Below are 14,762 nucleotides of genomic sequence, written 5' to 3' on the forward strand. Positions count from 1 at the left end.
TGAGCGCGGTGAGCTCTCACCCAATCCGCCGCGCAGTCCCCTGGACGGGTTGCGGATCCTTGCGAGGCGTACTCGTTGGCGCCCGCATGCCACGCGCCGGGAAAGGTTTCCATGACTCAATACGCGCTTCTTTGGTGCCTGGCTGCGATAGCGGTGATAGCCATAGCCGCGGTCGTGGCACTCGTGCTCCGCAGCAGAGGCCTGAGCAAGAAGAAGAGGGAGTCCGAGGCCGCGCTGGAGGCGCGGCTGCGATACAGCGAGGAGGAACTCGGCCGCGCCCACGCGGAGTTGACCAGGCTCCGGGACGAACAGAACGAGGTCATCCGCGAAGCGGGGCAGGCCGCCGAGGAGAACACCAAGGCGGTCCTGAAGGGGGCCGCCCGCTTCCTGCAGAGCCTCGCGGCCGAGCAGACGATGCTGTTGGACGGTGTCCAGCGCGAGTACGGAGGCCACCCCGTCCTCGCCGACCTGATGGACATCACCCATGCCAACGCCCAGATGGCCCGCAAGGCCCAGGGCATCGCGGTCATGTGCGGCGCTCCGCTGGGCCGCCGCAGCCAGCCCGCCAGCGTCTACGACGTCGTCCGCAGCGCCCAGAGCCAGATCCGCAACTTCCAGCGGGTCGAGATCATGCAGCCGAGCGGCATCGCGCTGAAGGCCTCCGCCGTCGCACCGGTCGCCCTGGCCGTCGCCGAACTGCTCGACAACGCCGCGAGTTTCTCCCAGGCGGACGCGCCGATCGAGGTCACGTTCCGCCAGGCCCAGAAGAACCTGTGCATCGTCATCGACGACGCCGGCGTCGGCATGGGCGACGAGGACCGGCAGCGTGCGAGCGCGCTGCTGTCCGGTGACGACGTCCCCCGGCTGTCCCAGCTGGGCACCCAGCCGAAGTTCGGCTTCCCGGTGATCGGGCTGATCGCCCGCCAGTACGGCTTCCAGGTGGATGTCACCGGCGTCTCCCGATACGGCGGCGTACGGGCCGTCGTCCTGCTGCCCGAGGAGCTGTGGACCATGGAGGAGACCCAGCCGCCGGCCTCGACGGCGCCCGTGAGCAGCATCCGGCCGGTGGAGGCCGGCAAGCCGGCGCGTACGGCCGGCGGTCTGCCGAAGCGCGGGACACGTATGTCACCCACCAGTGCCTCCACCCCGGCGGAACAGCCGACCCGGCGGAGCGTCCGGCGTGGCGTCGGCAGCCTGGCCGCCTTGCAACGCGGCACGCAGACCGCACGTGACGTGGCCTCCCTCGACGCCCCCACGCCCGGAGGGTCGGACAACACATGAGTACGACAGACCTGTCCTGGATGGTCCAGGACATCGTGGACAACGTGCCCAGGGCACGGCACGCGGTAGTGCTGTCCGCGGACGGCATACCGCGCGGGGCCACGGACGGCCTGACCGGCCACGACGTGCGGACCATCTCCGCGGCCATGGCCGGGATGCAGTCGCTCAGCCGGGCCACCGCGCATTTCGCCGGACCCTCGCGGGACCGGCAGTGGATCCAGACCGTCATCGAGTTCCAGCACGGCTGGGTGTTCCTGATCGGGGCCGGGCAGGGCGCCTACCTGGCGGCCGCCGCGGAGCCCGACGTCGACATGGAACAGCTCTCGTTCCGTATGAACCGGCTGGTGGCCCGGCTGGGCACCAACCTCACGGCCCCGCCGCGGGTGAACGCCGGGGACGCGGCCCAGGCCGGGGACAGCCGTCCGGCGCAGCATGACGAAGCGGACAGGTCCGTCGCCGTACTCGCCGAGCTGGACAAGGCGGTGGCTTCGGTGCCGGGTGCCCTGCACGCTCTGCTGCTCGGTGCGAACGGCCTGCCGCGCGGGGCGAGCGCGGGGGTCGGCAGGGATCTCGCGGACACGATCTCGGCGGCCATGACGGGCATCCACGCCTACAGCCGGGCGACCGCGCCGTTCGCGGGCGGGGCCCAGGACGACGAGTGGAGCCAGACCGTCATCGAGTTCCAGCACGGCTGGGTGTTCCTGATCGCGGCCGGTGAGGGCGCCTACCTGGCGGCGGCCGCCGAGCACGCCTGTGACATCGAGGAGTTCACCACACGTCTGGGTGAGGCGATGCCCGCGCTCGTCTCGCAGCCGGTCGCGCACGGAGAGAGGGCCAGCGATGCATGACGACCCGTCCAGTGAGCTGGAGCTGACGGCCCCGTTAGTCCCCCTCTTCATCATCGCGGGGGGACGCGCGCTGCCCCGGGACAGCGAGTACGAGCACACCACGATGATCACGGCCCAGGACGGTGCCTCGGCCGCGGCCCGCACCCTGGCTCCGGAAGCCCGCGCGGTCATGGACCTGATCGCGGACGGCTTCCTCTCGGTCGCCGAGGTCGCGGCCCACACCCATCTGCCCCTGGGCATCGTGCGCATCCTGCTGGCCCAGATGGCCGAGGACGGACTGATCCATGTGCGCAATCCGGTGCCACATGCCGAACGCCATGACCCCGTCCTGCTGACGGCCGTGCTCGACGGCCTGATGCGCATACGAACCGGAGCGTAATCCCCGTGTATCTGGATCCCGACGTCTCCCGTTCCGTGAAGGTCCTGGTCGTGGGCCACTTCGCGGTCGGGAAGACCACATACATCGGAAGCGTCTCCGAGATCGAGCCGCTCCAGACCGAAGAGGAGATAACCGAGGCCAGCGAGGGCCTCGACGACCTCTCCGACACCCCGGACAAGACGACCACGACCGTGGCGATGGACTTCGGGCGTCTGACCCTCAGCGAGGACCTGGTCCTCTACATCTTCGGAACACCCGGTCAGGAACGGTTCAAACAGATGTGGGAGGGCCTGTCGAAAGGAGCGCTGGGAGCGCTGGTCCTGGTGGACCCCGAGCGGCTGGAGGAGACGTTCCCCATCCTGGACCTGGTCGAGGCGTTCGGCCTGCCGTACGTCATCGGGGTCAACACCTTCGACGGCAGACACCGCTTCCCGCTGCCCGAAGTATGCGAGGCACTCAACATCTCCGAGGAGACACCGGTCATCGACTGCGACGTCCGTGACCAGGACTCCTCGATGCAGGCACTCATCACCCTCGTGAAGCACCTCTTGTCCTCACTCGGCTAGGAGCCAGCATGCAACAGCCCTTCGAGACCGCCGGGACACCAGCCGGTTGCCCCGCGCACGGCAACGTCCCGTTGTACGGGTCCGAGTTCGGCTCCGACCCGGAACGCACCTACACCCAGCTGCGCGAGAGGGGGCCCAGCGCCCCCGTCGACATCGCCCCGGGGGTCGAGGTCGAGCTGGTGACCAGCTACGACGCGAGCCTGTACATCCTGCAGAACCCGTCCCTGTTCCTGCGGGACTCGCGCCGCTGGAACGCCCTGAACGAAGGGCGGGTACCGGAGGACAGTCCGGCCCTGCCCATGATGGGCTACCGCCCCAACGCCCTGTTCAGCGACGGCGCGGCGCACGCCCGGCTGCGGCAGGCGGTCACGGACAGCCTCGCCACCGTCGACCAGAGCCGGCTCGTCAGGCTGACCCAGCAGTCGGCCCACTACCTGATCAGCCGTTTCAGCTCCGAGACCCTCGGCCAGGCCGAGTTGATGGCCGCATACGCCCAGCCGCTGCCCCTGCTGGTCTTCGGCGACCTGTTCGGCTGCCCGCCGGAGCTCGGCGACCGTGTCATCGTCGGGATCAGCGGCATCTTCCAGGGCACCCCGGGTGCCGACGAGATCCTGGCCGGGGCGCTCGCCGAACTGATCGCCCTCAAGCGCCGGCAGCCCGGCGAGGACCTCACCACCCGGCTGATGGTGCATTCCGCCCGGCTGTCCGACGAGGAGGTGCTGCACCAGCTCGTGACCCTGCTCTCCGGCGGAACCGCGCCCCTGACGGCCTCGATCGGCACGAGCGCCGCGCTGTACCTCAGCGACGACTGGCCGACCGGCATGCCGGTCGAGGACGCGGTCGTCAAGACCCTGTGGAACTACGCCCCGATCGCCAACTACGCGGCCCACTACCCCACCCAGGACATCGAGTTGGGCGACCGGACCCTGCGGGCGGGCGACCCGGTCCTCATCTCCTTCGCAGCGGCCAACACCGACCCCAAACTGACCGAGCACCGCGAACAGCTCAGCTCCAAGGCCCACCTGGCCTTCGGTGCCGGCCCGCACGCCTGCCCGGCCAAGGATCCGGCGTTCATGATCGCGACCACTGCCGTGGAGTCCCTGCTCAACCGGCTGCCCGACGTCGAGATACGCGTCCCCTTCAAGGACCTCGCATGGGTGGCCACGCCCTGGAGCCGCTCGCTGGTGACGGTGCCCATCAGGTACACCCCCCGCACCATGCCGCCCGCGGCCAATCCCCGGCCCGCGGCCTCGTCCTCCGCCCAGCCGGAGCAGTCGCCCGCCGCCGTCCCGCAGCCGGGCTCGGCAAGCCGGCCGGCCCATGCCGCGCCGCGCCCCAAGGGCGGTCTGTTCAGCCGCTTCCGAGCCTGGATGAATGGCGAGTGACGTAAGTAACCCTGTGAGAACACAGTGTCATTGGATGTTTCAATCATCGGAGGGGTACGGATGGCGGCTGACAGAAAGGAGCCGTCATCGTGGGAAGTGTCACGACTCCGACATCGGAACGTCGCGCCGCCATCTCCCTGTTCTCCCGTCTTCGTACGGCTGAAGGACAGGCCAACCCGTTCCCCATTTACGCGGAGCTCAGGGCGCGCGGCGAAGTCAGCCCCGCGCCCTGGGGCGGTTTACTCGTCACCGGTTACGCCACCTGCGAGCAGGTGCTGCGCAGCTCTACCTGGCTCGAACCGGACACCCAATGGCGTGAGCGGCAGGGTGCGCGCACCCGGTGGAGCGCCCCCTCCTCGCGGGAGATCAGCCGCACCCTGCCCGCGCTCAACCCCCCTGAACACACCCGGGTGCGCCGGTCGGCGGGCACCTTCGACCGCACCACCATCGACCAGATCGGCCGCCGGGTCAGCCAGGTGGTCGACCGGCTGCTGGACCGTCTGCAGGAACGTTTGCACGCGGGGGAGGCCGACTTCGCGGCGTTGGTGAGCGAGGAACTCCCCGTCGCCACCATCGGCGACTGGCTCGGACTGCCGAGCGCCGACTGGCCCCGGCTGCGGGAACTGACCCACGACCAGGTCTTCACCCAGGAGCTCCTCCCGAACGCCAGCCAGCTGGCCCGTTCCGACGCCGCCATGGCCGAACTGCGCGCCTACTTCCTCGACCTGGTGCGCGAGAGGCGCAAGCATCCCGGCGACGATCCCGTCTCCCGGTGGATACGCACCTGGGACGAGCTGGAACCGGACCAGGACAAGGCCGACGAGGCGGTCTACTTCCTCAGCCTGTTCGTCCTGCTGGCCGCCCTGGAGACCACCGCGACCCTGCTGTCCACGACGACGCTCCTGCTCGTCGAGGAACCCGGCCGCTGGGACCTGCTCGCCCAACAGCCGGACCTCGTGCCCGGGTTCGTGGAGGAGGCCCTGCGCTACGACCCTCCCACGCACGTCATCAGCCGCGTCGCCGCCCAGGACACCGTCCTGGAGGACACCGAGGTCAGCGCCGGCGAGATGGTCCACCTCATCGTGGGTGCCGCCCACCGCGACCCCGCCCGGTTCAGCGACCCCGACACCTTCGACCCGCACCGCAACCCCAGCCACCTGGCGTTCAGCTGGGGCATCCACTACTGCCTCGGAGCCCCGCTGGCCCGGCTGGAAGCACAGACCCTTCTTCGCCGCATGATCGCCCGTCTGCCGAGACTCACCCTGGTCCGCCGCCCCGCGCAGGCGCCCCGGGTGGCGTTCCGCCGCATGTTGAACCTGGATGTAGAACTGGCATGAACTCAACAACCGTCCCCGCCGCCGTGTCCGTCCCCGCCGCCGCGTCCGTCCCCGCCCCCGCCCCGGAACCCGCGCACGCCCCCGAGGCCACCCCCGCCCCGGCCCCCCTGGCCCTCAACCGTACCGGCTCCGTCCTCCACGTCCTCCTCAACTCCTCCGGACAGGACGACGTCCTGAGCGCGGCGGTCCTGGACGCGCTCATAGCCGTCCTCGACGATCTCCATGACCAGCCCGACATACGCGTCCTGGTGCTCTCGTCCCTGGGCAACGACTTCTGCCTGGGAGCCGACCGACGCGAGTACCAGGACGCGCTGGCCGACGACCCCACGGGGACCACGCTGCGGCGCCTCGCGGACAAGGCCCACCGGGTGTGCCAGGCACTGGAGAACACCCACGCCGTCACCATCGCCCGGCTGCACGGCAAGGTCATCGGCGCCGGCCTCGCGCTCGCCGCCTACTGCGACCTGCGCGCGGGCGCGGACAGCTGCCGCTTCCGCATGCCGGAGATCGGCATCGGACTCGCCCCCGCCTGGGGTGGCGCCATGGGCCGTCTGATCACGGAGGCCGGTGCCGCCCGGATCCGTGAACTCATGCTCACCTGCGACGACTTCGACGCCGACACCGCCCATCGCCTCGGCCTCCTGCACAAGGTCGCCCCGCTCGACGAACTGGACGAAGCCATCACCACCTGGACCAAGCCCCTCGCCCGACGCTCCCCCCAGGCCCTCCTGCTGACCAAACGCATGCTCGCCGGCTACGCCAAAGCCGCCCGCACCACGGACACCGCCCTGCTCGACTCCCACCTCCTCGCCGCTCAACTGACCCAACCCCGCTGACCGACGAGCTCTCGGCAGTCGATCCCCCACCCGTTCACGGTGAGCCCGGCGCACAGCGCGGCAAGCTCACCGTGAACGGGTGCGAATGTTGACAATTCCCCGTCAGGGACGCGTCAGCCATGTCAAGGTGGGGCATACACCAAACCCAACTCCTCGCCCCCCACCAGCACTTCAGGGAGTCCCCCCATGCTGCGCGGCATCGACGTGAGTGCGTACCAGTCCTCGTCCTACGACACCGACGGCATCTCCTTCGTCTTCATCAAGGCCACGGAGGGCCGCTCGTACCTCAACCCCAAGCTCGCCGCCCAGACCAAGCGCGCCCGCGACGCCGGCCTGGTCGTCGGCTTCTACCACTTCCTGTGGCCCGGAAACCTGTCGGCCCAGGCGGACTACTTCGTCAGACACGCCCCCGAGAAGGCGGGCGACATCCTCGCCGTGGACTGGGAGACGACGAGCGACGGCACGCACGCGAGCAACGCGGAGAAGGACCTCTTCATCCGGAAGGTGAAGGAGAAGCGACCCAACAATCCGGTCGTTCTGTACTGCAACCGGAACTACTGGCTCAACGTGGACACCACGTCCTACGCCGGCGACGGTCTCTGGATCGCCGACTACGTGACGGCCGGCAAGCCCAGGATCAGGGCCAAGTGGCGCTTCCACCAGTACACGGACGACCCGCTGGACAAGAACGTGGCCGACTTCCCCAGCAAGGCGGCACTGCGCGAGTGGGCCGAGAACGCCTGACGGTCCAAGGCGGCGCCCGGCGCCGGACACGAAGAAGGGGCGCCCGGGCCCGCGCGAGGCAGGCCGGACGCCCCTTCCCCGGGCGTCACTTGTTCAGGAAGGCCCAGAACTCGTCGAACGACAGGAGCTTGTCGCCGTTCAGGTCACGGCTCCTGATGATCGCCTCGGCGACCGCCTCGGTGACGTTCCAGTCGCCGCCCTGGGCCAGGGCGGACTTGAACTCGGCGGCGGTGATGGTGCCGTCACCGTCCGCATCGATCCGCTCGAACTGCTTACGTGCTTCCTCGATGTCGATGTGCGCCACCGGTCCGCCCCTTTACTCGCGTCTGCTCGCGTCTGTGGTGTTGTGCTGGCTTGCTGCCGCAGGTCAGATTAACTGCCCGCCCGCACCTCCCGTACGGCGACCACCGGGCGGTGCGGACTCGGGGAACACGGAGGAGCGGTAGGGATGGACAACCTGCGGGACATTCTGGACGCGGCGGCGCGGGGCGTCTTCCCGCCCGAGGACGGCCGTACGACCCTCGTGCCCCAGCCCTCCCACCGGGACGCGGGCGTGATCGCCTTCACCGCGCACGCCGTCGTCTTCACCGACGAGGATCCCGGGTGGGTGTACGAGACCCTGCGGGGCGTGGACTGCGACGCGCTCGCCGCTCCGATGCACCCGCGCTTCCTGGCGGCCCTCATGGAGCGGACGGAACGTACGGCCGAGACCATCGATGCGGTCCTCGTCGGCTCCCCACTGCCGGGTGAGCCGCCGCTCGCGCTGAGGGAGCTGCCGAGGGAGGCGTCGAGGGACGCGTCGAGCGAGATGTCCGGGGAGGCCGAGGACGCCCGCCGCGCCCGGATCGGGTACGCCCGCGGGCGTCGCGACGACGTGCGCGCCTGGACGACGGAGGGCGCGGTGCTCGTGATGGGACGCGGGGTCGCCGGGCGGCTGGAGGTCTCGGTCGAGGTGGACGCGAACGTGCGGCGCCGGGGGCTGGGACGGCTGCTGGTGACCGCCGCCCGGCATCTCGTCACCGAGCCGCTGTGGGCGCAGGTCGCGCCCGGGAACGCCCGCAGTGTGCGGGCGTTCCAGGCGGCCGGGTACCGGCCGGTGGGCGCGGAGCTGCTGCTGCGCGCCCGGTAGGGGCGTCAGTGCCAGGACTCGAAGTGCGGGTTGCTCTGGCAGCCGCTCATGATCTCGACCTTGGTCGTCTTGTTCACCGGGCAGACGCCGATGATGTACTTCCGGTCGATTCCGCCGGGGAAGGCGACCTCCACCTGGTCGGCCCATGTGTGGGTGTCGCCGATGGTCTTGTTGACGTCGATGCCGCCGGGGGCGTCGATGTAGTAGTTCCAGCCCGACTTCCACCACTTCTTGTACAGGTCGTGGTCGTAGGTCGTGGACACGAACGGGGAGGGCTGGTTGACCAGGACGTACTGCTCCAGGTCGTACTGCCCGTTCACCACGTCCCTGGGCTTGAAGCCCTCCTCGAAGACGATCTGCGGGCCCCGCCCGTCGGCCCGGTAGAGCGTGCCGCACGTGGTGCGCCACGCCGGGTCGGGGGTGATGCGCTCGACGTCGACGCGGCGGTCGACGGCGGCCTTGATCTTGTCGTCGTACTGGACGGGACAGGCCGCCGGGGCGGGCGCGGCGGCCTTGGCGGCGGTGGCGGGTGCCGAGGCCAGGGCGGGGGCGGTCGTGGGAGCCGTGGCGGCCGTCGTCGCGAGGACGGCCGCGAGGGACAGGACGGCGGCAGCGGCCCGCCGCCGCAGGCGAGTTGTGATCATGGGGATCACGATTCCGGCCCCGCGGCGGCGGGCCGTGGAACTCACCCGTATGGCGGCGTGTCCGCTGACCGCCGGTCAACTGCCCCTGGGCTAACGGAAAACGCCCGTGTGACCCAGGGAGTAGCGGCCCGGCTGCGGGTAGACCGCGAGCCCGTGCGGGCCGCTGCCGACTGGGATGCGGGCGAGCTGTTTCCCGGTGCGGGTGTCGATGGCGTACACCTCGGCGTCGTAGCGCCCCGAGAGCCACAGCACCTTGCCGTCGGCGGAGACGCCGCCCATGTCGGGGCTGCCGCCGTCGGGGAGGTGCCATTTCTTGGTGAGCTTGTTCTTGGTGAAGTCGAAGACGGAGACGCTGCCCTCGCCGCGGTTGGAGACGTACATCTCGCGTGAGTCGCGGCTGACGTACAGGCCGTGGCAGCCCTTCCCGGTGTGCAGGAGCTTCGGCTCGTCGAACCTGTCGCCGTCCAGCACCCACATGCCGTGGGCCATCATGTCGGCGATGTAGAACCGCTTGCCGTCGGGAGACACCTTCACGTCCTGCGGCATGGCCCCGTCGAACGGCAGCTTCTGCTGCCCGACGACCTTCATCTTCTCCGTGTCGACCTTGAGCAGTTCCCCGCTGAACTCGCAGGAGACGATGAAGTACCGGCCGTCGAGGGAGAAGTCGGCGTGGTTGACGCCGTAGCAGGTGACCGGCTCGGTCTTGAGCCGCTTCATGGTGTGGGGGTCACGGAAGACGAGTTCGCGGTCGAGGGAGGCCATGACGACGGCGTACTTGCCGTTGGGCGTGAAGTAGAGGTTGTACGGGTCGTGGACCTTCACCTCCTTGCCCGCCTTGCCGGTCTTGGGGTCGATGGGGGTGAGGGTGTGGCCGCGGTTGTTGTTGACCCAGAGCGTCTTCAGGTCCCAGGAGGGGACGACGTGCTGGGGCTGGCGGCCCACGGGGATGGTCTCGATGATCTCGTACGTCTTGGGGTCGATGACGGAGACGGTGTCCGACTCGGTGTTGGGGACGTAGACGCGGGACGGGAAGTCCTTGACGACCGGGGAGAGCTTGTTGGGGCGGTCGGCGGCGTAGACGTCCTTCGGATCGAGGACGGGTGGCATGCCGGGCAGTCCGTCGACGGGCCGCTGCTTCGCCGGGGCGGGCACGGCGGCCTGGGTGCCGTCGCGGGACTCGACGACCCGGTCCTTGTCCTTGGCGGACTCGGTGCCGCAGGCGGCGAGCGCGAGGAGGCCGACGCCGGCGAGGAGGGTGCGGTGCATCAGGTTCACCGGACCATTTAATGAGCATTGCATCGAAAAACGCATGATTCACCCGATAAGCGGCCCGTGCGGGTCGCCGATGCGGAACCCACGGGGGCGGTGGCGCGGACGGGGCCCGGCAGCGTCGCCGCCGGACCCCGTCCGCGCCTCCGTCACGCGCGTTCGCTCAGCTCGCGGGCCGGCTCGTCACCGGGGCGTCGAAGTGGGTGCGTTCGCCTACGACGGGATAGCCGGCCTTGGCGAAGTGCGCGGCCATGGGGGTGTTGGCCTGGTCCGTGGCGGCGGCGATGGACTCGGCGCCGTGCTCGACGAGGAAGTGCGTGCACTCGGCGAGGAGGTCGTAGGCGTAGCCGTGGCCGCGGTGTTCGGGCACGACGCCGATGAAGCCGATGCACGGGCCCTGGGGGTTGTGGGCCGGGATGTGGATGCCCGCCAGGTCTCCCTCCGGGGTGCGGGCCACCTGCCACCACTGACGGGGCGAGGGGCACCAGCGGAAGAAGTCGATCTCCTTCTGGGCGGCCAGGTCGAGGCCGCCCTCGGCGATGGCCTTGCGGGCATGGGCGTCCATGGTCGCGGAGTGGATGCGGCGCAGGGCGTCGAAGAAGACCGTGTCGTCGGGTTCGGGGGCGAACCGCAGACGGCCGGGGCGGACGGGCAGCCCGCATCGCGGTGTCCACCGGTAGACGAGACGCTCGACGAAGAAGGTGAAGCCGGCCGCGCGGGCCGCCGCGTAGCGGGCGTCGGCGGCGGCGCGCTGGACGGGGTGGTCGCGCCAGCCGACGGGCAGCCTGATCTCCAGGCCGACCGACCACGGGGCGGTGCGCAGCAGCTCGGCGCCGGCCGCCTCCTCGCCGTCGGCGACGTCGAACCACTCGGCGGTCAGCGGCTCGGCGTCGTCGGGGCCGCCCCACCAGGCGGCGCGGGCGACGACGCGGCCGTCGCGCAGCGCGACCCGCTTCCAGTCGGGCCGGTAGCGGACCGTCCGATAGGCCTCCGCGGCGCACAGGGGGTCGGGCAGGGTGTCGAAGAGATGTGCGTCGCGCTCGTCGAGCGCGCGGATGACCAGATCGGTCATGGATTCCTCCGGGATACGGAATTGGGTCGCGCTCCCGGGCGAACAGGAATCAGGCAGGGCACGCCGGGTCGACGGAGGGGGAGCGCGGGAACGGTGTGGTACGCATGGCGCTCGCCTCCTTCCGCTGATCTTGGGCGTGCGGTCACACGCTAGGGGAACCGCCCCGAGCCGTCCACCGGCTTTTCCGCGTACGACGCCACTTTCGCAACAGGCCCTAGCGGTCCGCCACCCGCATCTCGAACCACGTCGTCTTGCCGCGCGGCAGCAGGTCCACGCCCCAGCGGTCGGAGAGCTTGTCCACCAGGAACAGGCCCCGGCCGCTGATGTCCATCTCCTGGACCGGCATCAGACAGGGCAGTCCGCGGGACGGGTCGCGGACCTCGATGCGGATCCAGCCACGGCGGCGGCGCATCCGGAGTCCGAAGACGCGGGCGCCGGTGTGGCGGACGGCGTTGCCGACGAGTTCCGAGACGAGCAGGACCGCGTCCTCGGTCATCTTCGGGCTCAGACCCCACTGGCGCAGGACGACGACCTGGGCCAGTCTGCGTGCCGTGGCGGCGGACTCGGGGCGGGAGGGGAGCGGAACCTCCGCCTCCGTCGGATTGCCGAACAACTCCAGCGCCTTCGCAGCAGCTTCGTCCTCGACCGCCGGCGACCAGCGTGCCGCGGACGCACGGCCGTGTCCCCGCGGCTGTTCGATACCCTCCAGCCCCGCCATGCCCCCATCATGGCCGCCGACGGGGCCCTCCGTGGCCGTTCCCGCGGAATACACCCCCCGGAATCCGGCATTCCATAAGACTCCACCGGCATATGACAGTGGCAGTTCAGGGTCCGCCACAGCCCGTCCGACCTGCGGTGAAGGGTCTGCTGGAGGCAATCGACGGACTCCCTCGACAAGGCACGCTTAAGGTTGCCTTAAGGCTGCCATAAACCGCCCCATCGAGGGACCCGAATCAGACACGCCGTCAATTGCAAGTGATTCGGCGCGGTTTCAGACCTGACTTTGCCGGGTCCGTCAGAGGAACTTCGCCTTGCCCGGGCCCTCCTCGACGAAGCTGCGCATCCCCCGCTCCCGGTCCTCCGTCGCGAACAGACCGGCGAACCAGTTCCGTTCCACCGCCAGGCCCGTCTCGATGTCCGTCTCCAGGCCCGTGTCGATGGACTCCTTCGCCGCACGCAGCGCGATCGCCGGGCCCTGCGCCAGCTTCGCCGCCCAGGCGTGCGCCTCGGCGTAGACCTGGTCGGGCGCCACCACGCGGTCCACCAGGCCCAACTCCCGGGCCTCGTCCGCCTTCACCATACGGCCCGTGAAGATCAGGTCCTTCGCCTTCGACGGGCCGACGAGGCGGGCCAGCCGCTGGGTGCCGCCCGCCCCCGGGATCAGGCCGAGCAGGATCTCCGGCTGGCCGAGCTTGGCGTTGTCCGCGGCGATCCGGAAGTCGGCGCACAGGGCCAACTCGCAGCCACCGCCGAGCGCGTAGCCCGTCACGGCCGCCACGACCGGCTTCGGGATCCGGGCCACCGCCGTGAACGACTCCTGCAGGGCCCGCGCGCGCAGGACCATCGCCGCGTGGTCCATGGCCTGCATCTCCTTGATGTCCGCACCCGCCGCGAACACCTTCTCCCCGCCGTAGATCACCACGGCCCGTACGTCGTCACGCCGCCCCGCCTCCTCGGCGAGCTCCTTGAGCCGGTCCTGGGTGGCGATGTCCAGCGCGTTCATGGGCGGGCGGTCGAGGCGGAGGGTGCCGACGCCCTCGGCGACTTCGAGATTCACGGTCATGCGAGCAGGTTAACGCCGACTAACGGCGACGGCCCCGGTGCCGTACCTCACACTGAGGCCGTGCACCGGGGCCGTGGCGCGAAAAGGACCCGCCTTACGCCTTCCACTTCTCCCAGGACATGTTCCAGCCGTTCAGGCCGTTGTCCGGAGCCACCGTCGCGTCGTTGGAGTTCTTCACGACCACCACGTCGCCGATCATCGAGTGGTTGTAGAACCACGCGGCCGGCGTGCCGCCGTCGTACGCGCCCTGGACGTCGCGCAGGCCGATGCAGCCGTGGCTGGCGTTGTAGTTGCCGAAGGCGCCGCCGCCCCAGTAGTTGCCGTGGATGAAGGTGCCGGAGTTGGTCAGGCGCATGGCGTGCGGGACGTCCGCGATGTCGTACTCGCCCTCGTAGCCGACCGTGTCGCCGTTCATCCGGGTCTCGACGAACTTCTCGGTGATGACCATCTGGCCGTTCCAGGTGTCGTAACCCGGCTTGCCGGTGGTGACGGGGATGGTCTTGACGACCTTGCCGTCCTGCGTGACCTTCATCTTCTTGGTCTTCACGTCGACGACCGAGACCTGGTCGCGGCCGATGGTGAAGGAGACCTTCTTGTCCTGCTCGCCGTAGACGCCGGGGCGGCCCTCGACGCCGTCGAGGTTGAGGTCGACGGTGACCTCGGTGCCTTCCTTCCAGTACTTCTCGGGACGGAAGTCGAGGCGGTCGTTGCCGAACCAGTGGCCCGCGACCTCGACGGCCGGCTCGGTCTTGATGGTGATCGCCTTCTCGACGTCCTCCGGGTTGGTGATGCCCCGGGTGAAGCGGATCGAGAAGGGCATTCCGACGCCGACCTTCGAGCCGTCCTCGGGCGTGAAGGTACCGACGAAGGTGTTCTTCGGGGTCAGGGTGGTGAAGTCGGCCTCCTCGGTGACCTGAAGGCCCTCGGAGTCCTTGGCGACCGCGTGCACCGAGTACGTGGTGGAGGCGGCCAGGTGCGTGGACGGCGTCCAGGTGGCCCCGTCGCCGGATATCTTCCCGGCTATCGCGTTGCCCTTGGCGTCCTTCACCTCGACGGCCGTCAGCCTGCCCTTGTCCGCGGTGACCTTCAGCGCGCCGCTGGTCTCGACGGACTTCGCGCCGTCCTTCGGGGCTATCGTCACGACGGCCTGCGACTTCTTGGTCCGGGCCGAACCGGCGTCCTCGCCCTTGCCGTCCCCGGTCCCCGCGTCCGATCCGCCGCCCCCACCGCACGCGGTGACCGTCAGCAGCAGGACACCCACGAGTGCCGCCACCCCCTTGCGCCTGCGCATGCGCGCGTCAACCGACGCCCCCGATATCGGCCGCACGTTCAAGTCGTACTCCCCTCCCCGGGCCCGGCAGGGCCCCGCTCCCCCGCGCGACTGCCGCGCGCACCGGCGCATATTAACCACAAGGCCAGGGGCGTCGGCGCCGCGCGATTGTCACCATTCCGTTCCAACATCGGCAGATAGCCGGTTGGTCGAGCAACT

At 69.8% G+C, this 14,762-nt stretch carries 16 protein-coding genes; 9 read left to right on the forward strand and 7 right to left on the reverse strand.

Annotated features, from left to right (window positions below; all coding sequences use genetic code 11):
* Positions 1-174 precede the first annotated feature (174 nt).
* From ABZ078_RS03695 to ABZ078_RS03730, 8 genes are all read left to right on the forward strand, one after another.
* Entirely contained in the window at positions 175-1,281 is a 1,107-nt protein-coding gene (locus tag ABZ078_RS03695) for an ATP-binding protein (protein WP_356571235.1), read from the forward strand.
* Positions 1,282-1,301: 20 nt separating this feature from the next.
* Positions 1,302-2,129 carry a roadblock/LC7 domain-containing protein gene (locus ABZ078_RS03700; protein ID WP_356571316.1) on the forward strand — a complete coding sequence of 276 codons (828 nt, stop codon included), beginning with the start codon at positions 1,302-1,304 and terminating at the stop codon, positions 2,127-2,129.
* Complete coding sequence (locus ABZ078_RS03705) at positions 2,122-2,508, forward strand: DUF742 domain-containing protein (RefSeq protein WP_356571237.1); 387 nt, start codon at positions 2,122-2,124, stop codon at positions 2,506-2,508. The genes ABZ078_RS03700 and ABZ078_RS03705 overlap by 8 nt, the downstream gene beginning before the upstream one ends.
* A 5-nt stretch (positions 2,509-2,513) precedes the next feature.
* Positions 2,514-3,074, forward strand: coding sequence for an ATP/GTP-binding protein (locus tag ABZ078_RS03710; RefSeq protein WP_356571239.1), 561 nt, complete (start codon positions 2,514-2,516; stop codon positions 3,072-3,074).
* Between the two features lie 8 nt (positions 3,075-3,082).
* On the forward strand, positions 3,083-4,459 hold the full coding sequence (locus tag ABZ078_RS03715; RefSeq protein ID WP_356571241.1) for a cytochrome P450: 1,377 nt from the start codon (positions 3,083-3,085) through the stop codon (positions 4,457-4,459).
* An 89-nt stretch (positions 4,460-4,548) separates the two neighbouring features.
* Positions 4,549-5,796: a cytochrome P450 gene (locus tag ABZ078_RS03720; RefSeq protein WP_356571243.1), complete on the forward strand. Its 1,248-nt coding sequence runs from the start codon at positions 4,549-4,551 to the stop codon at positions 5,794-5,796.
* Positions 5,793-6,632 (forward strand): enoyl-CoA hydratase/isomerase family protein, encoded by an 840-nt coding sequence (locus ABZ078_RS03725; RefSeq protein WP_356571245.1) that lies wholly within the window; start codon positions 5,793-5,795, stop codon positions 6,630-6,632. The genes ABZ078_RS03720 and ABZ078_RS03725 overlap by 4 nt, the downstream gene beginning before the upstream one ends.
* A 186-nt stretch (positions 6,633-6,818) precedes the next feature.
* Positions 6,819-7,376 carry a glycoside hydrolase family 25 protein gene (locus ABZ078_RS03730; RefSeq protein ID WP_356571247.1) on the forward strand — a complete coding sequence of 186 codons (558 nt, stop codon included), beginning with the start codon at positions 6,819-6,821 and terminating at the stop codon, positions 7,374-7,376.
* Positions 7,377-7,461: 85 nt separating this feature from the next.
* Here the strand turns inward: ABZ078_RS03730 and ABZ078_RS03735 are convergent, their stop codons facing one another.
* Positions 7,462-7,680 (reverse strand): EF-hand domain-containing protein, encoded by a 219-nt coding sequence (locus ABZ078_RS03735; protein WP_107902603.1) that lies wholly within the window; start codon positions 7,678-7,680, stop codon positions 7,462-7,464.
* Between the two features lie 144 nt (positions 7,681-7,824).
* Here ABZ078_RS03735 and ABZ078_RS03740 point away from each other — a divergent pair, with 144 nt between their 5' ends.
* On the forward strand, positions 7,825-8,505 hold the full coding sequence (locus tag ABZ078_RS03740) for a GNAT family N-acetyltransferase (RefSeq protein ID WP_356571249.1): 681 nt from the start codon (positions 7,825-7,827) through the stop codon (positions 8,503-8,505).
* Positions 8,506-8,510: 5 nt separating this feature from the next.
* On the opposite strand, the gene ABZ078_RS03745 is transcribed toward ABZ078_RS03740, so the two are convergent.
* The 6 genes from ABZ078_RS03745 to ABZ078_RS03770 form a co-directional block, all read right to left on the reverse strand.
* Entirely contained in the window at positions 8,511-9,149 is a 639-nt protein-coding gene (locus tag ABZ078_RS03745) for an ADP-ribosyltransferase (RefSeq protein ID WP_356571251.1), read from the reverse strand.
* A gap of 90 nt (positions 9,150-9,239) precedes the next feature.
* The gene (locus ABZ078_RS03750) at positions 9,240-10,415 is read right to left on the reverse strand and encodes a YncE family protein (protein WP_356571318.1); all 1,176 of its coding nucleotides are present in this window, start codon (positions 10,413-10,415) and stop codon (positions 9,240-9,242) included.
* 166 nt (positions 10,416-10,581) lie between these two features.
* Entirely contained in the window at positions 10,582-11,490 is a 909-nt protein-coding gene (locus ABZ078_RS03755) for a GNAT family N-acetyltransferase (protein ID WP_356571253.1), read from the reverse strand.
* Positions 11,491-11,704: 214 nt separating this feature from the next.
* Positions 11,705-12,208 (reverse strand): ATP-binding protein, encoded by a 504-nt coding sequence (locus ABZ078_RS03760; protein WP_356571255.1) that lies wholly within the window; start codon positions 12,206-12,208, stop codon positions 11,705-11,707.
* Positions 12,209-12,505: 297 nt separating this feature from the next.
* A complete protein-coding gene (locus ABZ078_RS03765; RefSeq protein WP_356571257.1) occupies positions 12,506-13,273 on the reverse strand; it encodes an enoyl-CoA hydratase-related protein in 768 nt (255 codons plus the stop codon).
* A 94-nt stretch (positions 13,274-13,367) separates the two neighbouring features.
* Positions 13,368-14,564, reverse strand: coding sequence for an Ig-like domain-containing protein (locus ABZ078_RS03770; protein ID WP_356571259.1), 1,197 nt, complete (start codon positions 14,562-14,564; stop codon positions 13,368-13,370).
* Positions 14,565-14,762: the final 198 nt, after the last annotated feature.

The sequence above is a fragment of the Streptomyces sp. NPDC006385 genome (assembly GCF_040612485.1).
GTDB lineage: Bacteria > Actinomycetota > Actinomycetes > Streptomycetales > Streptomycetaceae > Streptomyces.